A 13,065-nucleotide genomic window follows, 5' to 3' on the forward strand; every position below is an offset into this window, starting at 1 on the left:
CTCACCCCGTGGGCGGGCGGCCCCGACGGTTCTCGGCGAACCTGCGCCGGTCAGAGGGAGACGAGGGTGACCTCGGTGGCCTTCACGCTGGTCCACACCGCGGCACCCTCGGCCAGCCGCAGTTCGGCGGCGGCCTCGGGGGTGATCTCCGCGACCAGGTCGGGCGCCTCCGGCGAGGTGATGAGGACGCGCAGCCTGCTGCCGACCGAGGTGATCTCCCGGACCGTGCCCGGCCAGACGTTGCGCGGGCTGCCGCCCGGCCGGTCGCGGTGCACCGCGACCGCCTCCGGCGCGATGATCGCCAGCGCGGACGTGCCCTCGGGGGCCGCGTCGGCGAGGACCAGCCGGCCGCCGCCCGCGGTGACGAGGCCGCCCGCGGTGACCGTGCCGGGCCACGCGTTGCGGCCGAGCATCCGCGCCACCCACGGCGACCGCGGATGCCGGGTGACCTCGGCGGGCGGCGCGTCCTGCAGGGTGCGGCCGCCTTCGAGTACGAGCACCCGGTCGGCCAGCGACACGGCCTCCACCGGGTCGTGCGTGACGATCAGGCAGACCCCGCCGAACCCGGCCAGGTGCGCGCGCAGGGTGTGCCGTACCCGCGCCCGGGTGGTCTGGTCGAGTGCGGCCAGCGGCTCGTCGAGGAGCAGCAGCCGGGGGCGGGCGGCGAGCGCCCGGGCCAGCGCGACCCGCTGGGCCTGGCCGCCTGAGAGCTGGCCGGGCTTGCGGCGGCCGAGCGGGCCGACGCCGAGCCGGTCCAGCCACTCCTGCGCCTCGCGGCGGGCCTGCGCGCGCGGCACCCCGCGGGCGCGCAGCCCGTACGCGGTGTTCGCGAGCGCGGTGAGGTGCGGGAACAGGGCGCCGTCCTGCGGCACCCACGCCACCTGCCGCTTGTGCGGGGGCAGGCCGGTCGCGTCGGTGTCACCGAGGCGCAGCCGGGCGTGCGCCCGCGGGGTCAGGCCGAGCAGGGCGCGCAGCAGGGTGGTCTTGCCGGCGCCGTTCTCGCCGACGACGGCGATGGTGGTGCCGGGTGCGGCGTCGAGGGTGAGCTCGTTGAAACCGGTCACCTCGGCGTGCAGGGGCCAGGACTCGGGGGCGTGGGAGTGGGCGTCGGCGTGGGCGTTGGCGTTGGGGGGTGTGTGGGCCGGGGCAGCCGTACCCCGGCCGCCCGGCCCGGCGACCGCGCGCGCGTCCGGTCCCGATCCCGGCCCCGATTCCGGCCCCGTGCCCGCTCCCGTGCCCGCTCCCGTGCCCGGTCCGGTGCCCGGTCCGGTGGCCGCGTCCGCGGGACGGTCCCCGGTCGGACCGGTGCCGGCCGCGGACTCCTCGGCGGGCCCGGCGGCCGGGCCCTTGGTACGGCGGTCGACGGGTGTGCCGGTCCAGCGGCCGCGCAGCGCGATCAGCACGGCCATGGCGATGGCGAGCAGCAGCAGGGAGAGCGAGGTGGCGGCCTCGGGCTGGTCCTGGAGCAGCAGGTACACCTGGAGGGGCAGGGTCTGGGTGGTGCCGGGCAGGTTCCCGGCGAAGGTGATGGTGGCGCCGAACTCGCCGAGTGCCCGGGCCCAGGTGAGCGCGGCCCCGGCGATCAGGCCGGGCGCCACCATGGGCAGGGTGACGGTGAAGAACACCCGTACGGGAGCCGCGCCCAGCGAGGCGGCCGTCTCCTCGTAACTGGTCTTGAGGCCGCCGAGCGCGCCCTCCAGGCTGATGACGAGGAACGGCATCGCCACGAAGGTCGCCGCGATCACGGCGCCCGAGGTGTGGAAGGGCAGGGTGATGCCGAACGAGTCCTCGAGCCACGGCCCGAGCAGGCCGCGCCGCCCGAAGCCGAGCAGCAGCGCGACGCCGCCGACCGTGGGCGGCAGCACCATCGGCAGCAGCACCAGCGAGCGCACCACCGCCTTGCCGGGGAACTCGACCCGCGCCAGCAGCCAGGCCAGCGGCACGCCCAGCACCAGGGACAGGCCGAGGGCCCAGAACGAGACGAGGAGGGACAGCTTGAGCGCCTCGATCACCCCGGGCGTGGTGAGGTGCGTGCCGAGGTCCTCCCAGGAGGTGCGGACCAGGATGCCGATCAGCGGCAGCAGCAGGAACGCGACGCCCAACAGGGCCGGCAGGGCCAGCGCGAACGGCGTGCGGGTGGGGCGGGGTCGGCTCATGCGGTTCCTGCGTTCTGCGTACGGGGTGCGGGGCGGCGGCCGAACCCGAGAATACGGACCGACCCGGCGCGGGCCCGCACCCTGCGGACCGGCCCGGCGCGGGCCCGCGCCCTTGCGCGACGCCCTGGCGGGGTGCGACCCCCAGCCTCGCCGGTGCCCTGGCGGCACATCCCGCCTGGCGGGCAGTTCCCAGCCTCGCCGGCGTTTGAGGCGCGGGGTTTGGGGCGGAGCCCCAGGAGTGCAACCCGGCTGGCGCCGGGCACCGGGCTCCGCCCGGACTCGCTCCTCAAGCGCCGGAGGGGCTGAAGGGTGCGCGGGGTTGTTGAAGGGTGCGCGGCCCTACGGCTGCTGGAAGCCCGCGTCCCTGAGGATCCGCTGCGCCTCAGGGGTGCTCAGCCACGCCACGAACGCGGCAGCGGCCCCGGCGTTCTCGGACGTCTTGAGGGCCGCCGCCGGGTAGGAGGCGACGGCGTTCTGCGCGTCGGGGATGACGACGGCCTCGACCTTGTCGGCGGCCTTGGCCGCGTCGGTCTTGTAGACCAGGCCGGCGTCGGCCTCGCCCAGTTCGACCTTGGAGAGCACCGCACGGACGTTCGGCTCCAGCGAGACCGGCTTCACGACGACCTTCTGGGCGTCGAGGATCTTCTTGCTGTAGCGGCCCACCGGCACCTCGGGGGCGGCGAGGACGACCTTCAGCTTGGTGTCCGCGAGGTCCTTGAGCGCGCCGATCTTGTGCGGGTTGCCCTTGGTCGTGGCGATGACCAGGCGGTTCTTCGCGATGACGGCGGGCGTGCCGGCGACCTCGGAGGTCAGACCGTCCATGGTCTTGGTGTCGGCGGTGACCAGCGCGTCGGCCGGGGCGCCCTGCTTGACCTGGGCGGCCAGCTCCTGGGAGCCGGCGAAGGAGAACGTGACCTCGGTGCCCGGGTGGGCCTTCTCGTACGCGGCGCCCGCCGTCTTGAAGACGTCGGTGAGCGAAGAGGCGGCGAGCACGGTCAGCTTGGCGTCCTCGGGCGCGTCGGCGGACGGCGCGGACGACGAGCCGGCGGTGGCGTCCTTCCTGCCGTCGCTGTCGCTGCTGCCGCAGGCGGACAGAGGGACGAGCAGGGCGGCGGTGAGGACGGCGGCAGCGGCGCGGCGGTGGTTCAGGGCAGAGGACATGAGGCGAGGTCTCCTCGGTGTGGCGGGCCGCTGGTGCGGACCGCGCGGTGGACGGGCGGCGCCGGTGACGGGCGGAGCGGACTCGGACGGCGAACGGGTGGTGGCTTCGAGCGGGGCCGGGTGCGGTGCGCTGCGCCGGACGGGCCGCGGGTACGCGGGGGTCGCCTCGGACGCGGTCGATGGACACGCCGGCGGACTTCACGCGGGCTGTGGCCTGCATGTCGACTGCATATGCGACACGGTAGGGGCACTGTTGCGGCATTTGCAATCCGCTTAGGGTCATCTACCTGGCAGCTGCCAGTCGCCTTGTCGTATCCGACGAACCTCGCTCCCGCCCGCTTCGCTACAGTGCGTCGTATGGCTGACGAGGGAACCTCCGCGCGCGTCGACGTCTGGATCTGGTCGGTCCGGCTCACCAAGACCCGGGCGCTCGCCGCCGCGGCTTGCCGCGCGGGACACGTCCGGGTCAACGGCGACCGCGCCAAGCCCGCGCAGAGCGTGAAGGAGGGCGACGAGGTGCGCCTCTTCCACGAGAACCGGGAGCGGATCGTGATCGTCCGCAAGGCCGTCTCCAAGCGGGTCGGCGCACCCGTCGCGGCCGAGTGCCTGACCGACAACAGCCCGCCGCCGCCCACCAAGGTGGAGGCCGCGGCCGCCGGGCTCCGCGACCGCGGCGCCGGCCGCCCCACCAAGCGCGAACGCCGCGACCTCCAGCAGCTGCGCGGCCGCTGACGGCGAACCGCGCAGAGTAGCAGCCGGCGGGGACGGCGAGCCGGTGTTTGTCGGGTGGTGATGAGGAGGGCCGCAGCCGGGGAACCCGGCACTAGCGTCCGGTGTCACCCCCGAAGCCAGGAGGACCCGGTGCGCTCATCCGTCCGCAGCACGCTCGCGTCGAGCCGCCTGATCGGCACGGCACTGGTCGTCGGCGCCCTTGCCGTGACCCTCGCCGCCCTGCTGATCCCGGTCCGCTCCTTCGGGGAGGACCGTGCCGCGGCCGCCTCCGGCTCCCCTTTCACCGACGACGGCCGCGGCACGGTCAGCACTCCGTACGGCCCGCTCACCCCGCAGGACCGGGACTTCGTCCGGCGGGTGCGGCTGGCCGGGCTGTGGGAGCTGCCCGCCGGGCGCGACGCCCAGCGGCGCGGCGGGCGGGAATCCGTACGGACCGCCGGCGAGCACCTGGTGATGGGCCACACCGAGCTGGACCGGCGGGCCCTCAAGACCGGCGAGGCGCTGGGCATCCCCCTCCCGGACCGGCCCAGCGCCGAGCAGCAGGGCTGGCTCGACCAGCTGCGCGTGGCCCGGGGCGAGCGGTACGAGCAGCTGTTCGCGAACCTGCTGCGCGCCGCGCACGGCAAGGTGTTCGCCCTCGTCGCCCAGATCCGGGCGAACAGCCGCAACGCGATGGTCAGATCGCTGGCCACCGTCACCAACTCCGTCGTGCTCGACCACATCACGGTCCTGGAGGACACCGGGCTGGTCGATTTCGACGCCCTCAACGAAGGCAGGTGATCCCATGAGGCCACAGCCACAGCGCCACAAACGCGGCCGCCTCACGAACAAGACCCTCGCCCTGGCCGCCGTACTGGTCCTCGGCTGCGCGGGCACGGCGATCGTCGCCGCGAACGCCTCGGGCGCGTCCCTCGCGCCCGGCGCCGAACGGTCCGCAGGCGAACCCTCCGGATCGGACCGCTCCGATCCGGAGCAGTCCGGGTCGGGGGCCCGGGGCTCGGCCGCCGCGGCGGCGTGGACGGGCACGGTCGACTGCCCGGACGTCGGCGACCGGCTGCGGGAGGTCCCCGCCCCGGCGCGCGCCGAAGTCGACCGGCTACTCGCCCGGATGGACGCCCAAGTCGCCGACGCCTACCAGCAGTTGGCGCAGCGTCGGGCGGACGGACGGGTCGTGCTCGACGGGCTGGAGGGACAGCGCGCCGAGGCCGTGGACGGCGTCGCGGACGCGATCGGCCGTACGGGTGCCGAACGCCCCGAGGGCCTCGACGCGCTCAGCGGCTGCCGGATCACCCCGGGCCCGCAGCCGCAGTCGCCCGTCACTGCGGACGGCCGGAGCCGGCCGTCCGGGAACGGCCCCGCCCGCGCGGACTTCGTCGACATCACCAGGGTGCGTCCGAACGTGAACAAGCCCGCCCGCCAGCGCAACTCCTCCAACGGCAGCTTCCGTTCGCGCTGCGGCACGAACCGCGAGGGCCGGTTCAACTCCGACAACGTGATCGTCGCCCCCGGCGTCTCCAACGGCGCCCACCACATGCACGACTACGTCGGCAACCGCGCCAACGACGCCTTCGCCACCAACGACAGCCTCGCCGCCGCCGGCACCACCTGCACCAACGGCGACCAGTCCACCTACTACTGGCCGGTGCTGCGGCTCCAGGACGGTCGGCAGGAGCGGGACGCGGGCGCGCCGGGCGGCGGCACCGAAGGCAACGCGGGCACCATCCTCACCCCGAAGGAGGTCTCCATCACCTTCGGCGGCAGCCCGGTGGGCAAGGTGACGGCGATGCCGCGCTTCCTGCGGATCATCACCGGTGACGCCAAGGCCTTCACCAACGGCACCGCCAACGCGAACGCCTCGTGGAGCTGCACCGGATTCGAGAACCGGCAGCTGCGGGACCGGTACCCGCTGTGCCCGCGCGGCAGCGACGTGGTGCGCACCTTCTCGTTCCAGAGCTGCTGGAACGGCCGCGACACCGACAGCGCCAACCACCGTACGCACGTGGCCTTCGCCCAGGCGGACGGACGCTGCCCGCGCGGCTTCCGGGCGATCCCGCAACTCGTCCAGCGGATCGTGTACGCCGTCCCCGGCGGCGGCCGGTCCGCGCTGTTCGCCGTGGACAGCTTCCCCGAGCAGCTCCACAAACCCGTCACCGACCACGGCGACTTCATCAACGTGATGCGCGACGGGCTGATGAACCGGGCCGTGACCTGCATCAACAGCGGCCGCGCCTGCCGCTGACGGCGAGCGGGACGCAGAGCGCCGAGGAGAGCGGGAAGGGGAGCGTACGCGGCAGCCGCCGGGCGGGAAGGCGTCCGGCGGCTGCCGCGCGGGCGGCTCCGGACCCGCCCGCCGCCCGTGGACCCCACGGCCACGGGGTGCACGGGCGGGGGCTCACGGGATCGGGCTCACAGGCCGTTGACGCGGGCCTCGCGGACGATGCCCGGCGGGCGCAGTCCGGCCCGCAGGCCGCGCGGCCCGCGGAGCATCCTGGAGTACTGCCGCCGGGCCCGCTCCACCTGCGCCGCCAGCCGACGGCTGCGCAGCGCCATCTCCAGTTCGAAGCGGATGCCCGGATCGCGCAGCCCGGGGCCGAAGAGCCGCTCGATCTGCCGCAACCGGTAACGCACGGTCTGCGGGTGCACTTTGAGGGCCTTGGCGGCTTCCGGGGCGCCGCCGCCTTCGAGCCAGGCGAGCAGTGTCATCTCCAGCCGCTCGCTCTGGCGCGGGGTGAGGTCGGCGAGTGGCCGCAGCCGGCGGGCGGCCAACGCCCGGGTCAGCGACTCGTCCTGCATGAGCAGCAGGCCCGACAGGTGGTCGTCGACGAACACCGGGCGGCTGTCGGGGCCGCCGCGGGCGGGGGTCATCGAGAGCAGCCGCCGGGCCCAGTGCACGGACGAGGCGGCGTCGTGCAGCGGCACGGCGTGGCCGACGGCCGCGGTGCGGCCGCGCAGCGCGGCGCTGAGCACGGCCCGGCTCTCCGTCTCGTCGCAGGAGTCCGGCTCCCGGTCCGCCGGGGCCAGCCGGTCGGGGTCGGGGACCAGCAGGCACAGTTCCTCGCCCACCGCGCCGATCAGCGTGTCGCCGAGGGCGGCGAGCGCCGGGGCCTCGCCGGGGGTCACCAGCGCCACGGCCTGCACGGTCTCCGGCAGCGGCCAGCCGGCCAGCCGGGACAGCTCCGCGAGGGGAGTGCCGGACCCCTCGGCGCCGGTGGCCAGCGCGTCGAACAGCTCCCGCCGGGCCCGCCCGGCCGTCGCCGCCGCGGCTGCCGCCGCAGCCTCCGCCGGGGTGACGGCGGCCTCCTCGGCCGGGGTGCCGACCGGGGTGCCGACCGGGGTGTCGGTCGAGGTGTCGGCCGGCGTCCGCGCGGGGGTGCGCGCAGGGATCTCGGCCCCGGCCGGTGCCGCGGAGTTCTTCGCAGCGGCTTTGGCGGCGTTCTTGGCGGCGGCCTTCGCGGCGTTCTTCGAAGTGTTCTTCCAGGTCGACTTCGTGGCGGTTTCGGCCCCGTTGGTCGGCTCGGATCGGGCCTCTGTGTGACCGAGTGCGTCCCTCAGTGACCGTTCGATGCACTGCATAGCCTTATTGCGGTCGGAAACCTCCATAAGGTTTGCAAATCCGGGAATGTCACGCTCGAGTTCCGCCATGATCGTCTCCGCCAGGGAGTCGAGGACGTGCCGCGGAACGCGTGCCGCCTCGCCTTGCTGGCGTGACCTGATGCGGTTCACCAGTTCGTACATCTCACCTAGTTCTTGCTGGGTCGAGACCTTCCCCCGGTCTCCGCAGCCTGGTCGAGGTTGCCCCCGCCCACCGGAGCTTTGTGGTCTCTTTGCCTCCGGGATGTTTGCAGGGGATCATGCCGGGGCTCGAACCCCGTTCGACCCGACCTCGCGAGAACTTGTCATGTTTCGATAAATCACCGGGGGGTCGGGTGAAGTTCCGCGAGGCTGCTGAGTCCAGAGCGACCTGACGCGACTCGACGCGGCGGCCCGACACCCGCGCGTTCGCGTGAACTGGAGGCATCCGATGCCCATCACCCCTCCGCAGGTGCCCCGCTTAAGGGGATCACGCCGCAAGGGGCGTCACGCCGGACCGGCCCCGACCGAAGGACAAGGACACCGCACCACCGCGGCCCGATCCCGGCCCCGCCCGCGCAGACCCGGGCACCTGCGGCTGAAGGCCCTCGCGGCCTCGCTGCTCCTCTTCCTCCTGGTGGCGGCCGACGCCGGCGCGTACGGCCGGATCCGGGCCTTCCTCGACTACGGCGCCGGCGTGCTGGCCCTGGTCTCCCTGACGGCGACCGTGCTGTGGGGCCTCGCCGCGACCGACCGGCGGCTGCTCCGCTCCGACCACCGGCTCGTCGCCCAAGGCGTGCACCGCGGTCTCGCGGTCGCGGGCCTCGGCTTCCTCGTCCTGCACGTCGCGGTGCAGGTCGCCGAGGGCCGCACGACCGCGGCCGCGGCCGCCGTCCCGTTCACCGATCCGGTCCGGCCGGTACTCCTGGGGCTCGGCACCCTCGCCGGATACCTCTTCCTCGTGGTGGCGGTGACCGGCGCGGTCCGCAGCAGGTTCGCCTCGGGCGGCGGCACCTCGCGCCGCTCGCGCTGGCGGTCCCGGTACTGGCGGGCCCTGCACATGGCCGCGTACCCGGCGTGGGGCTCGGCCCTCGTGCACGGCCTCAAGTCCGGCCGCCCGGCAGCCGGTTGGGTGACCGCCGCGTACGCACTGGCCCTCGTGGGCGTCGCCGTGGCCCTCGCTCTGCGGCTGCTGCCCGGACGCGCCGCGCCGCCCGCAGCCACCGCCCGCATCACGATCCCCGCCCCGCGGCGCCACGCGCCCGGGCGGCCCGCCCCACAGCCCGACCCGCCCACACACGCGCACGCCGGGTCGGACCCGCGGTCCGACCCGCATCCGTACGCACAGCCGGCACACCCGCACCCGGAGTCGTACCCGGCCGCAGACCCGGAGCCGTACCCGGCCGGAGACCCGGATCCGCATCCCGCCGGAGACCCGGATCCGTACCCGGCCGCAGATCCGCGGCCGCACGGGCGTGCGTACCCGCAGCCGCATGAACGGCCCCACCCGCACGGCGAGTTGTACGGCGAACCGCTCGGGGCGGTCCGTGGAGGGGGCCGGTGAGTGCGACCCTGCCGGCCCTGACCGCCGTCGGGCCGCCCCGGCTCCTCGCGGGGCTCGACCGGGCCGGCCGCCTGGACCGGGTCGCCCACCTCGCCGTCCACGGCTCGCTGCCGCGGCTGCGGCCCGAGGAGCTGGTGGCGCTGGCGGAGGACACCGGACTGCGCGGCCGGGGCGGTGCGGGCTTCCCGTTCGCCCGCAAGCTGCGCGCCGTGCTGGCGGCCGCCGGCGGCCGGGCGCCCCGTACCGCGGTCGTCGTCAACGGCAGCGAGGGCGAGCCCGGTTGCCTCAAGGACACGGCGCTGCTCCTGTACGCACCGCACCTGGTGCTCGACGGGGCGCTGCTCGCCGCGGCGGCCCTCGGCGCCGGGGAGGTGGCCGTCGGGGTGCACCGCGCGGACGTCGAGCGCTCGGTGCGCGGCGCCGTCGCCGAACGCGGCCCCGACGCGCGCCGGGTCCGTGTCGAGCGGCTGCCGGACCGGTTCGTCGCGGGCGAGTCGTCGGCGCTCGTGGCCGGCCTGGGCGGCGGCGCCGCACTGCCGTCGGGGCGCCGGGTCCGCACCAGCGAGAGCGGCCTCGGCGGGCTGCCGACCCTGCTGTCGAACACCGAGACCTTCGCCCAGCTCGCCGTCGCCGCCCGCCTCGGCGCGCTGCCGTACCGGGAGACCGGCGACCCCGCCGAGCCCGGCACGGTCCTGCTGACCGTCGCCGGCACCTGGGTGGTGGAGGCGCCGACCGGCGTGCCGCTGCCGTACGTGCTGCGGGTGTGCGGACTGGAACCCGGCCGGGGCGTCCTGGTCGGCGGATACCACGGCGGCTGGCTCGGCCCGCGGGACGCCGCGCGGGCCGTCGTCTCCCGGGAGTCCCTCGCCGGGTTCGGCGCGGTGCTCGGCGCGGGCGCGGTACTGCCGCTGCCCCACGACACCTGCCCGGTCGGCGAGACCCTCCGGGTGGTGCGCTGGCTGGCGGCCGAGTCGGCGGGCCAGTGCGGCCCGTGCGTCCTGGGGCTGCCCGCACTCGCGGACGTCCTCGCGGCCGTCGAGCGCGGAGCCGGACCGGCGGCGCTGGACGCGCTGCACACCGCCCTGGGCTCCGTACGCGGCAGGGGCGCGTGCAGCCACCCCGACGGCACCGCCCGGTTCGCGGCCTCGGCGGCGGCCGCGTTCCCCGACGAGTTCGCCGCCCATGCCGTCGGCGCCGGCTGCGGGCTCCCGGTCCTCGGGGCGCTGCCGGTGCCCGCGGGCCGCGGACCAGTGGCGGCCCCGCCGCTCGCGGCGGACAGTGGCCCGGACGGCCCGCCCGGCCCGCGCACGGAGGCCCTGACCGTCGACTGGACGCTGTGCCAGGGGCACGGGCTGTGCGCCGACATAGTCCCCGAGGTGGTCGAGCTGGGCGCCGACGGCTACCCGGCGCAGGCCGCGATGCCGGTCCCGCGCCGCCTGCGCGGACAGGCCGTACGCGCCGTGCGGCGCTGCCCCGCACTCGCCCTGCGCATGCAGGGCTGACGGCGGCACCGGCCGCGACGACCGAGCGTCCACGCCCAGGAGCGGCAAGTCCGACTCCCGATCGAACCAAGTCTGATGGAACCAAGGAGTGGTGGTCATGGAACACCGACGTCGGCTCGCCCTGTGCACGGCCGCGGTATCGGTCGCTCTGCTGGCGGCAGCCGGGTGCGGCACGGGCAGCGACGGGGGCAAGACCCTGGTGCAGCCCGCCGGCGGCAGCGCCGCGGCGGGTGACGGGGAAGCGGGCGGGGAGTACGGCTCCGGCGATCCGGGATCCGACGGCTACGGGTCCGGGCCCGGGTCCGGCTCCGGCTCCGGATACGGGTCGGGCGCCGCGGATTCCGCCGACTCGCAGGATGCCGCAGCACGGCGAACTCCGGCGCAGCAGCTGGGAGTTCGCGATGTGGCCGGGGTCGGCCCGGCGGTCACCGACAGCCGGGGTTTCACCCTCTACCGCTTCGACAAGGACACGGCCGTTCCGTCGGCCGCCACCTGTGAGGGGGCGTGTGCCACGACCTGGCCGCCGGTCCCCGCCGACGACGCCACGGCCGGTGCGCTCATCGATCCGCAGCTGCTCGGCGAGGTGGTGCGCGGGGACGGCACCAGGCAGCTGACGCTCGCCGGGTGGCCCGTCTACCGCTACCGCATGGACGTCCGGCCGGGGCAGGCGAACGGTGAGGGCGTGGGCGGCACCTGGCACGCGCTCGGACCCGACGGCAAGCCCGCGGCGGCCGCCGCGAAACCCGCCCCGGCTCCGGACGCCACCCCGGGGGCAGGAGCGGGCAGTGCCACCGCCGGAAGTTCCCAACCTCCCGTGTCCAACGATCAGTTGGCAGCCCGTCAGGACCCCGCGCTCGGTACGGTCCTCGTCGACGGGGCGGGCCGTACGCTCTACCGCTTCGACAAGGACAGCGCCTGGCCCATGAAGACCCGGTGCACCGGCGCCTGCCTGGACATGTGGAAGCCCGCCAAGCCGGTCGACCGGACCCGGGTCCGAGGCGTCGACCCCCGGCTGGTCAACACCTTCACCCGGCCCGACGGTTCGCGACAGCTCGCCGTCGACTGCTGGATCCTCTACACGTACACCGGCGACACCAAGCCCGGTGACGTCAACGGGCAGGGCAAGGGCGGTGTGTGGTGGGCGGTGAAGGAGACCGGGAAGAAGGCGGGCAAGTAGCGGCGGCGGAGGCGGCGGCCGCGGCGCCCGTCGTGCGCGCCCCCGCCGCGAGGGCGGCGACGGCTGCGACTGCCGTGGTGGCGCTGGCCGCGGCCGCGACGGCCGCCGTCCTCCTCACCGCGTGCGTCCAGCGCCCCGCCGCCGAGCGGGAGCCGGGCCCGCCGTCTCTGGAGACCCTCGCCCGGTCGGCCGGCTGCCGGGCCGAAATCGTCACCCGGGCAGCGGAGTTGAGCGAGGGGGCCTGCCGTACCGGGCAGGGCGCGTACCGGCTGCTCACCTTCGCCACCGCGGCCGGCGAGCGGGCCTGGCTCACGGAGGCGCAGGCCTACGGCGGCCGCTACCTGGTGGGGGACCGCTGGGTGGTGATCGCCCAGCGGCCGGCCGCCCTGGACGCCTTGCGCACCACGCTCGGAGGCTCCGTCGAGACCGTCGAAGCCCACCACCACGCCCCGCACCGGCCGGCCGTCGGGTAGCGCGGCCGGCAGGAGGTCCGGACGGGCGGAGGCCCGGGAGGGCGGAGTTTCCGGAAGGGCGGTGGCAGGAAGAGCCGGCCGTAGCCGCTCAGCGGGCGTGCGCGGCCGCGGGGGAGTGCGGCGTCCCGTCGCGGACCAGCCCGGCGACGTGGTCGTTGATCATGTCGAGGACGGCCGCCGCGGCGGCGTCGTTCCCGAGGACGAGGAGGTTCAGCGTCAGGCCGTCCGTCATGGCGGCGAGGTAGCGGGCCAGTACGGGCACGGGCACGCTCAGATCGAAGTCCTCGCTGTCGCCGAGCTGTTCGATGAGCGCGGTGTACGTGTCGGTGTACATCTCGTACTGCCGTCGCGCGAGGTGTTCCAGCCCCGGCCGGCGCAGGGCGTACTGCGTGAGTTCGTACGTCAGCATGTGCTCGCCGGGGTGTGCGGCCACGTGGTCCCAGTACGCCTGGAAGCCGGCCCGCACGGTCTCGCGCAGGGTGGCGCGCGGCCGGATGGCTTCTTTCACCACGCCGACGTAGTGGTCGGTGATCGTGGTGATCACCGATTCGAGGAGCGCTTCCTTGGAGTCGAAGCAGTAGTGGAAGACGCTCAGGGACAGGCCTGCCTCGGCGGCGATGGACCGGGTGGTGGTCGCGGCGACGCCGTCGCGGGTCATCGCCCGGATCGCGGCCTCCGTCAGCTGGCGGCGCCGGTCCGCCGAGGGCATCCGTGCCATGCGCGTTCCTTT

At 75.3% G+C, this 13,065-nt stretch carries 11 protein-coding genes; 7 read left to right on the top strand and 4 right to left on the bottom strand.

Going from position 1 to position 13,065, the window contains the following annotated elements; translation table 11 throughout:
- Positions 1–50: 50 nt before the first annotated feature.
- Positions 51–2,156: an ABC transporter permease gene (locus OG764_RS32355; RefSeq protein WP_328971877.1), complete on the bottom strand. Its 2,106-nt coding sequence runs from the start codon at positions 2,154–2,156 to the stop codon at positions 51–53.
- A gap of 339 nt (positions 2,157–2,495) precedes the next feature.
- Positions 2,496–3,317, bottom strand: a complete 822-nt coding sequence (gene modA, locus OG764_RS32360; protein ID WP_328971878.1) for a molybdate ABC transporter substrate-binding protein — start codon at positions 3,315–3,317, stop codon at positions 2,496–2,498.
- A gap of 357 nt (positions 3,318–3,674) precedes the next feature.
- On the opposite strand from modA, the gene OG764_RS32365 reads away from it, so the two are divergent.
- From OG764_RS32365 to OG764_RS32375, 3 genes are all read left to right on the top strand, one after another.
- Positions 3,675–4,049, top strand: a complete 375-nt coding sequence (locus tag OG764_RS32365) for an RNA-binding S4 domain-containing protein (protein WP_328971879.1) — start codon at positions 3,675–3,677, stop codon at positions 4,047–4,049.
- A gap of 129 nt (positions 4,050–4,178) precedes the next feature.
- Positions 4,179–4,829: a DUF4142 domain-containing protein gene (locus OG764_RS32370; protein WP_328971880.1), complete on the top strand. Its 651-nt coding sequence runs from the start codon at positions 4,179–4,181 to the stop codon at positions 4,827–4,829.
- 4 nt (positions 4,830–4,833) lie between these two features.
- Positions 4,834–6,288: a DUF1996 domain-containing protein gene (locus OG764_RS32375; RefSeq protein WP_328971881.1), complete on the top strand. Its 1,455-nt coding sequence runs from the start codon at positions 4,834–4,836 to the stop codon at positions 6,286–6,288.
- 167 nt (positions 6,289–6,455) lie between these two features.
- Here the strand turns inward: OG764_RS32375 and OG764_RS32380 are convergent, their stop codons facing one another.
- Positions 6,456–7,622, bottom strand: coding sequence for a PucR family transcriptional regulator (locus OG764_RS32380; RefSeq protein ID WP_328971882.1), 1,167 nt, complete (start codon positions 7,620–7,622; stop codon positions 6,456–6,458).
- A 448-nt stretch (positions 7,623–8,070) separates the two neighbouring features.
- Between OG764_RS32380 and OG764_RS32385 the strand changes: the two genes are divergently transcribed.
- The 4 genes from OG764_RS32385 to OG764_RS32400 all read left to right on the top strand — a co-directional run bounded on the left by OG764_RS32385 (position 8,071) and on the right by OG764_RS32400 (position 12,335).
- Complete coding sequence (locus OG764_RS32385; RefSeq protein WP_328971883.1) at positions 8,071–9,183, top strand: hypothetical protein; 1,113 nt, start codon at positions 8,071–8,073, stop codon at positions 9,181–9,183.
- On the top strand, positions 9,180–10,685 hold the full coding sequence (locus tag OG764_RS32390; RefSeq protein WP_328971884.1) for an NADH-ubiquinone oxidoreductase-F iron-sulfur binding region domain-containing protein: 1,506 nt from the start codon (positions 9,180–9,182) through the stop codon (positions 10,683–10,685). The genes OG764_RS32385 and OG764_RS32390 overlap by 4 nt, the downstream gene beginning before the upstream one ends.
- Positions 10,686–10,782: 97 nt before the next feature.
- Positions 10,783–11,862 (top strand): SCO0930 family lipoprotein, encoded by a 1,080-nt coding sequence (locus OG764_RS32395; protein ID WP_328971885.1) that lies wholly within the window; start codon positions 10,783–10,785, stop codon positions 11,860–11,862.
- Positions 11,823–12,335, top strand: a complete 513-nt coding sequence (locus OG764_RS32400; protein ID WP_328971886.1) for a hypothetical protein — start codon at positions 11,823–11,825, stop codon at positions 12,333–12,335. The genes OG764_RS32395 and OG764_RS32400 overlap by 40 nt, the downstream gene beginning before the upstream one ends.
- Positions 12,336–12,423: 88 nt before the next feature.
- Here the strand turns inward: OG764_RS32400 and OG764_RS32405 are convergent, their stop codons facing one another.
- Positions 12,424–13,053 carry a TetR/AcrR family transcriptional regulator gene (locus tag OG764_RS32405; protein ID WP_328971887.1) on the bottom strand — a complete coding sequence of 210 codons (630 nt, stop codon included), beginning with the start codon at positions 13,051–13,053 and terminating at the stop codon, positions 12,424–12,426.
- Between the last annotated feature and the right edge of the window lie 12 nt (positions 13,054–13,065).

Source organism: Streptomyces sp. NBC_00239 (assembly GCF_036194065.1).
GTDB lineage: Bacteria > Actinomycetota > Actinomycetes > Streptomycetales > Streptomycetaceae > Streptomyces.

Excerpts from the sequence above, each read along its gene's own strand:
- OG764_RS32355 (WP_328971877.1), bottom strand. The coding sequence starts at position 2,156 with ATGAGCCGACCCCGCCCCACCCGCACGCCGTTCGCGCTGGCCCTGCCG.
- OG764_RS32385 (WP_328971883.1), top strand. The coding sequence starts at position 8,071 with ATGCCCATCACCCCTCCGCAGGTGCCCCGCTTAAGGGGATCACGCCGC.
- OG764_RS32380 (WP_328971882.1), bottom strand. The coding sequence starts at position 7,622 with ATGCAGTGCATCGAACGGTCACTGAGGGACGCACTCGGTCACACAGAG.
- OG764_RS32365 (WP_328971879.1), top strand. The coding sequence starts at position 3,675 with ATGGCTGACGAGGGAACCTCCGCGCGCGTCGACGTCTGGATCTGGTCG.
- OG764_RS32395 (WP_328971885.1), top strand. The coding sequence starts at position 10,783 with ATGGAACACCGACGTCGGCTCGCCCTGTGCACGGCCGCGGTATCGGTC.
- OG764_RS32405 (WP_328971887.1), bottom strand. The coding sequence starts at position 13,053 with ATGGCACGGATGCCCTCGGCGGACCGGCGCCGCCAGCTGACGGAGGCC.
- modA (WP_328971878.1), bottom strand. The coding sequence starts at position 3,317 with ATGTCCTCTGCCCTGAACCACCGCCGCGCCGCTGCCGCCGTCCTCACC.
- OG764_RS32375 (WP_328971881.1), top strand. The coding sequence starts at position 4,834 with ATGAGGCCACAGCCACAGCGCCACAAACGCGGCCGCCTCACGAACAAG.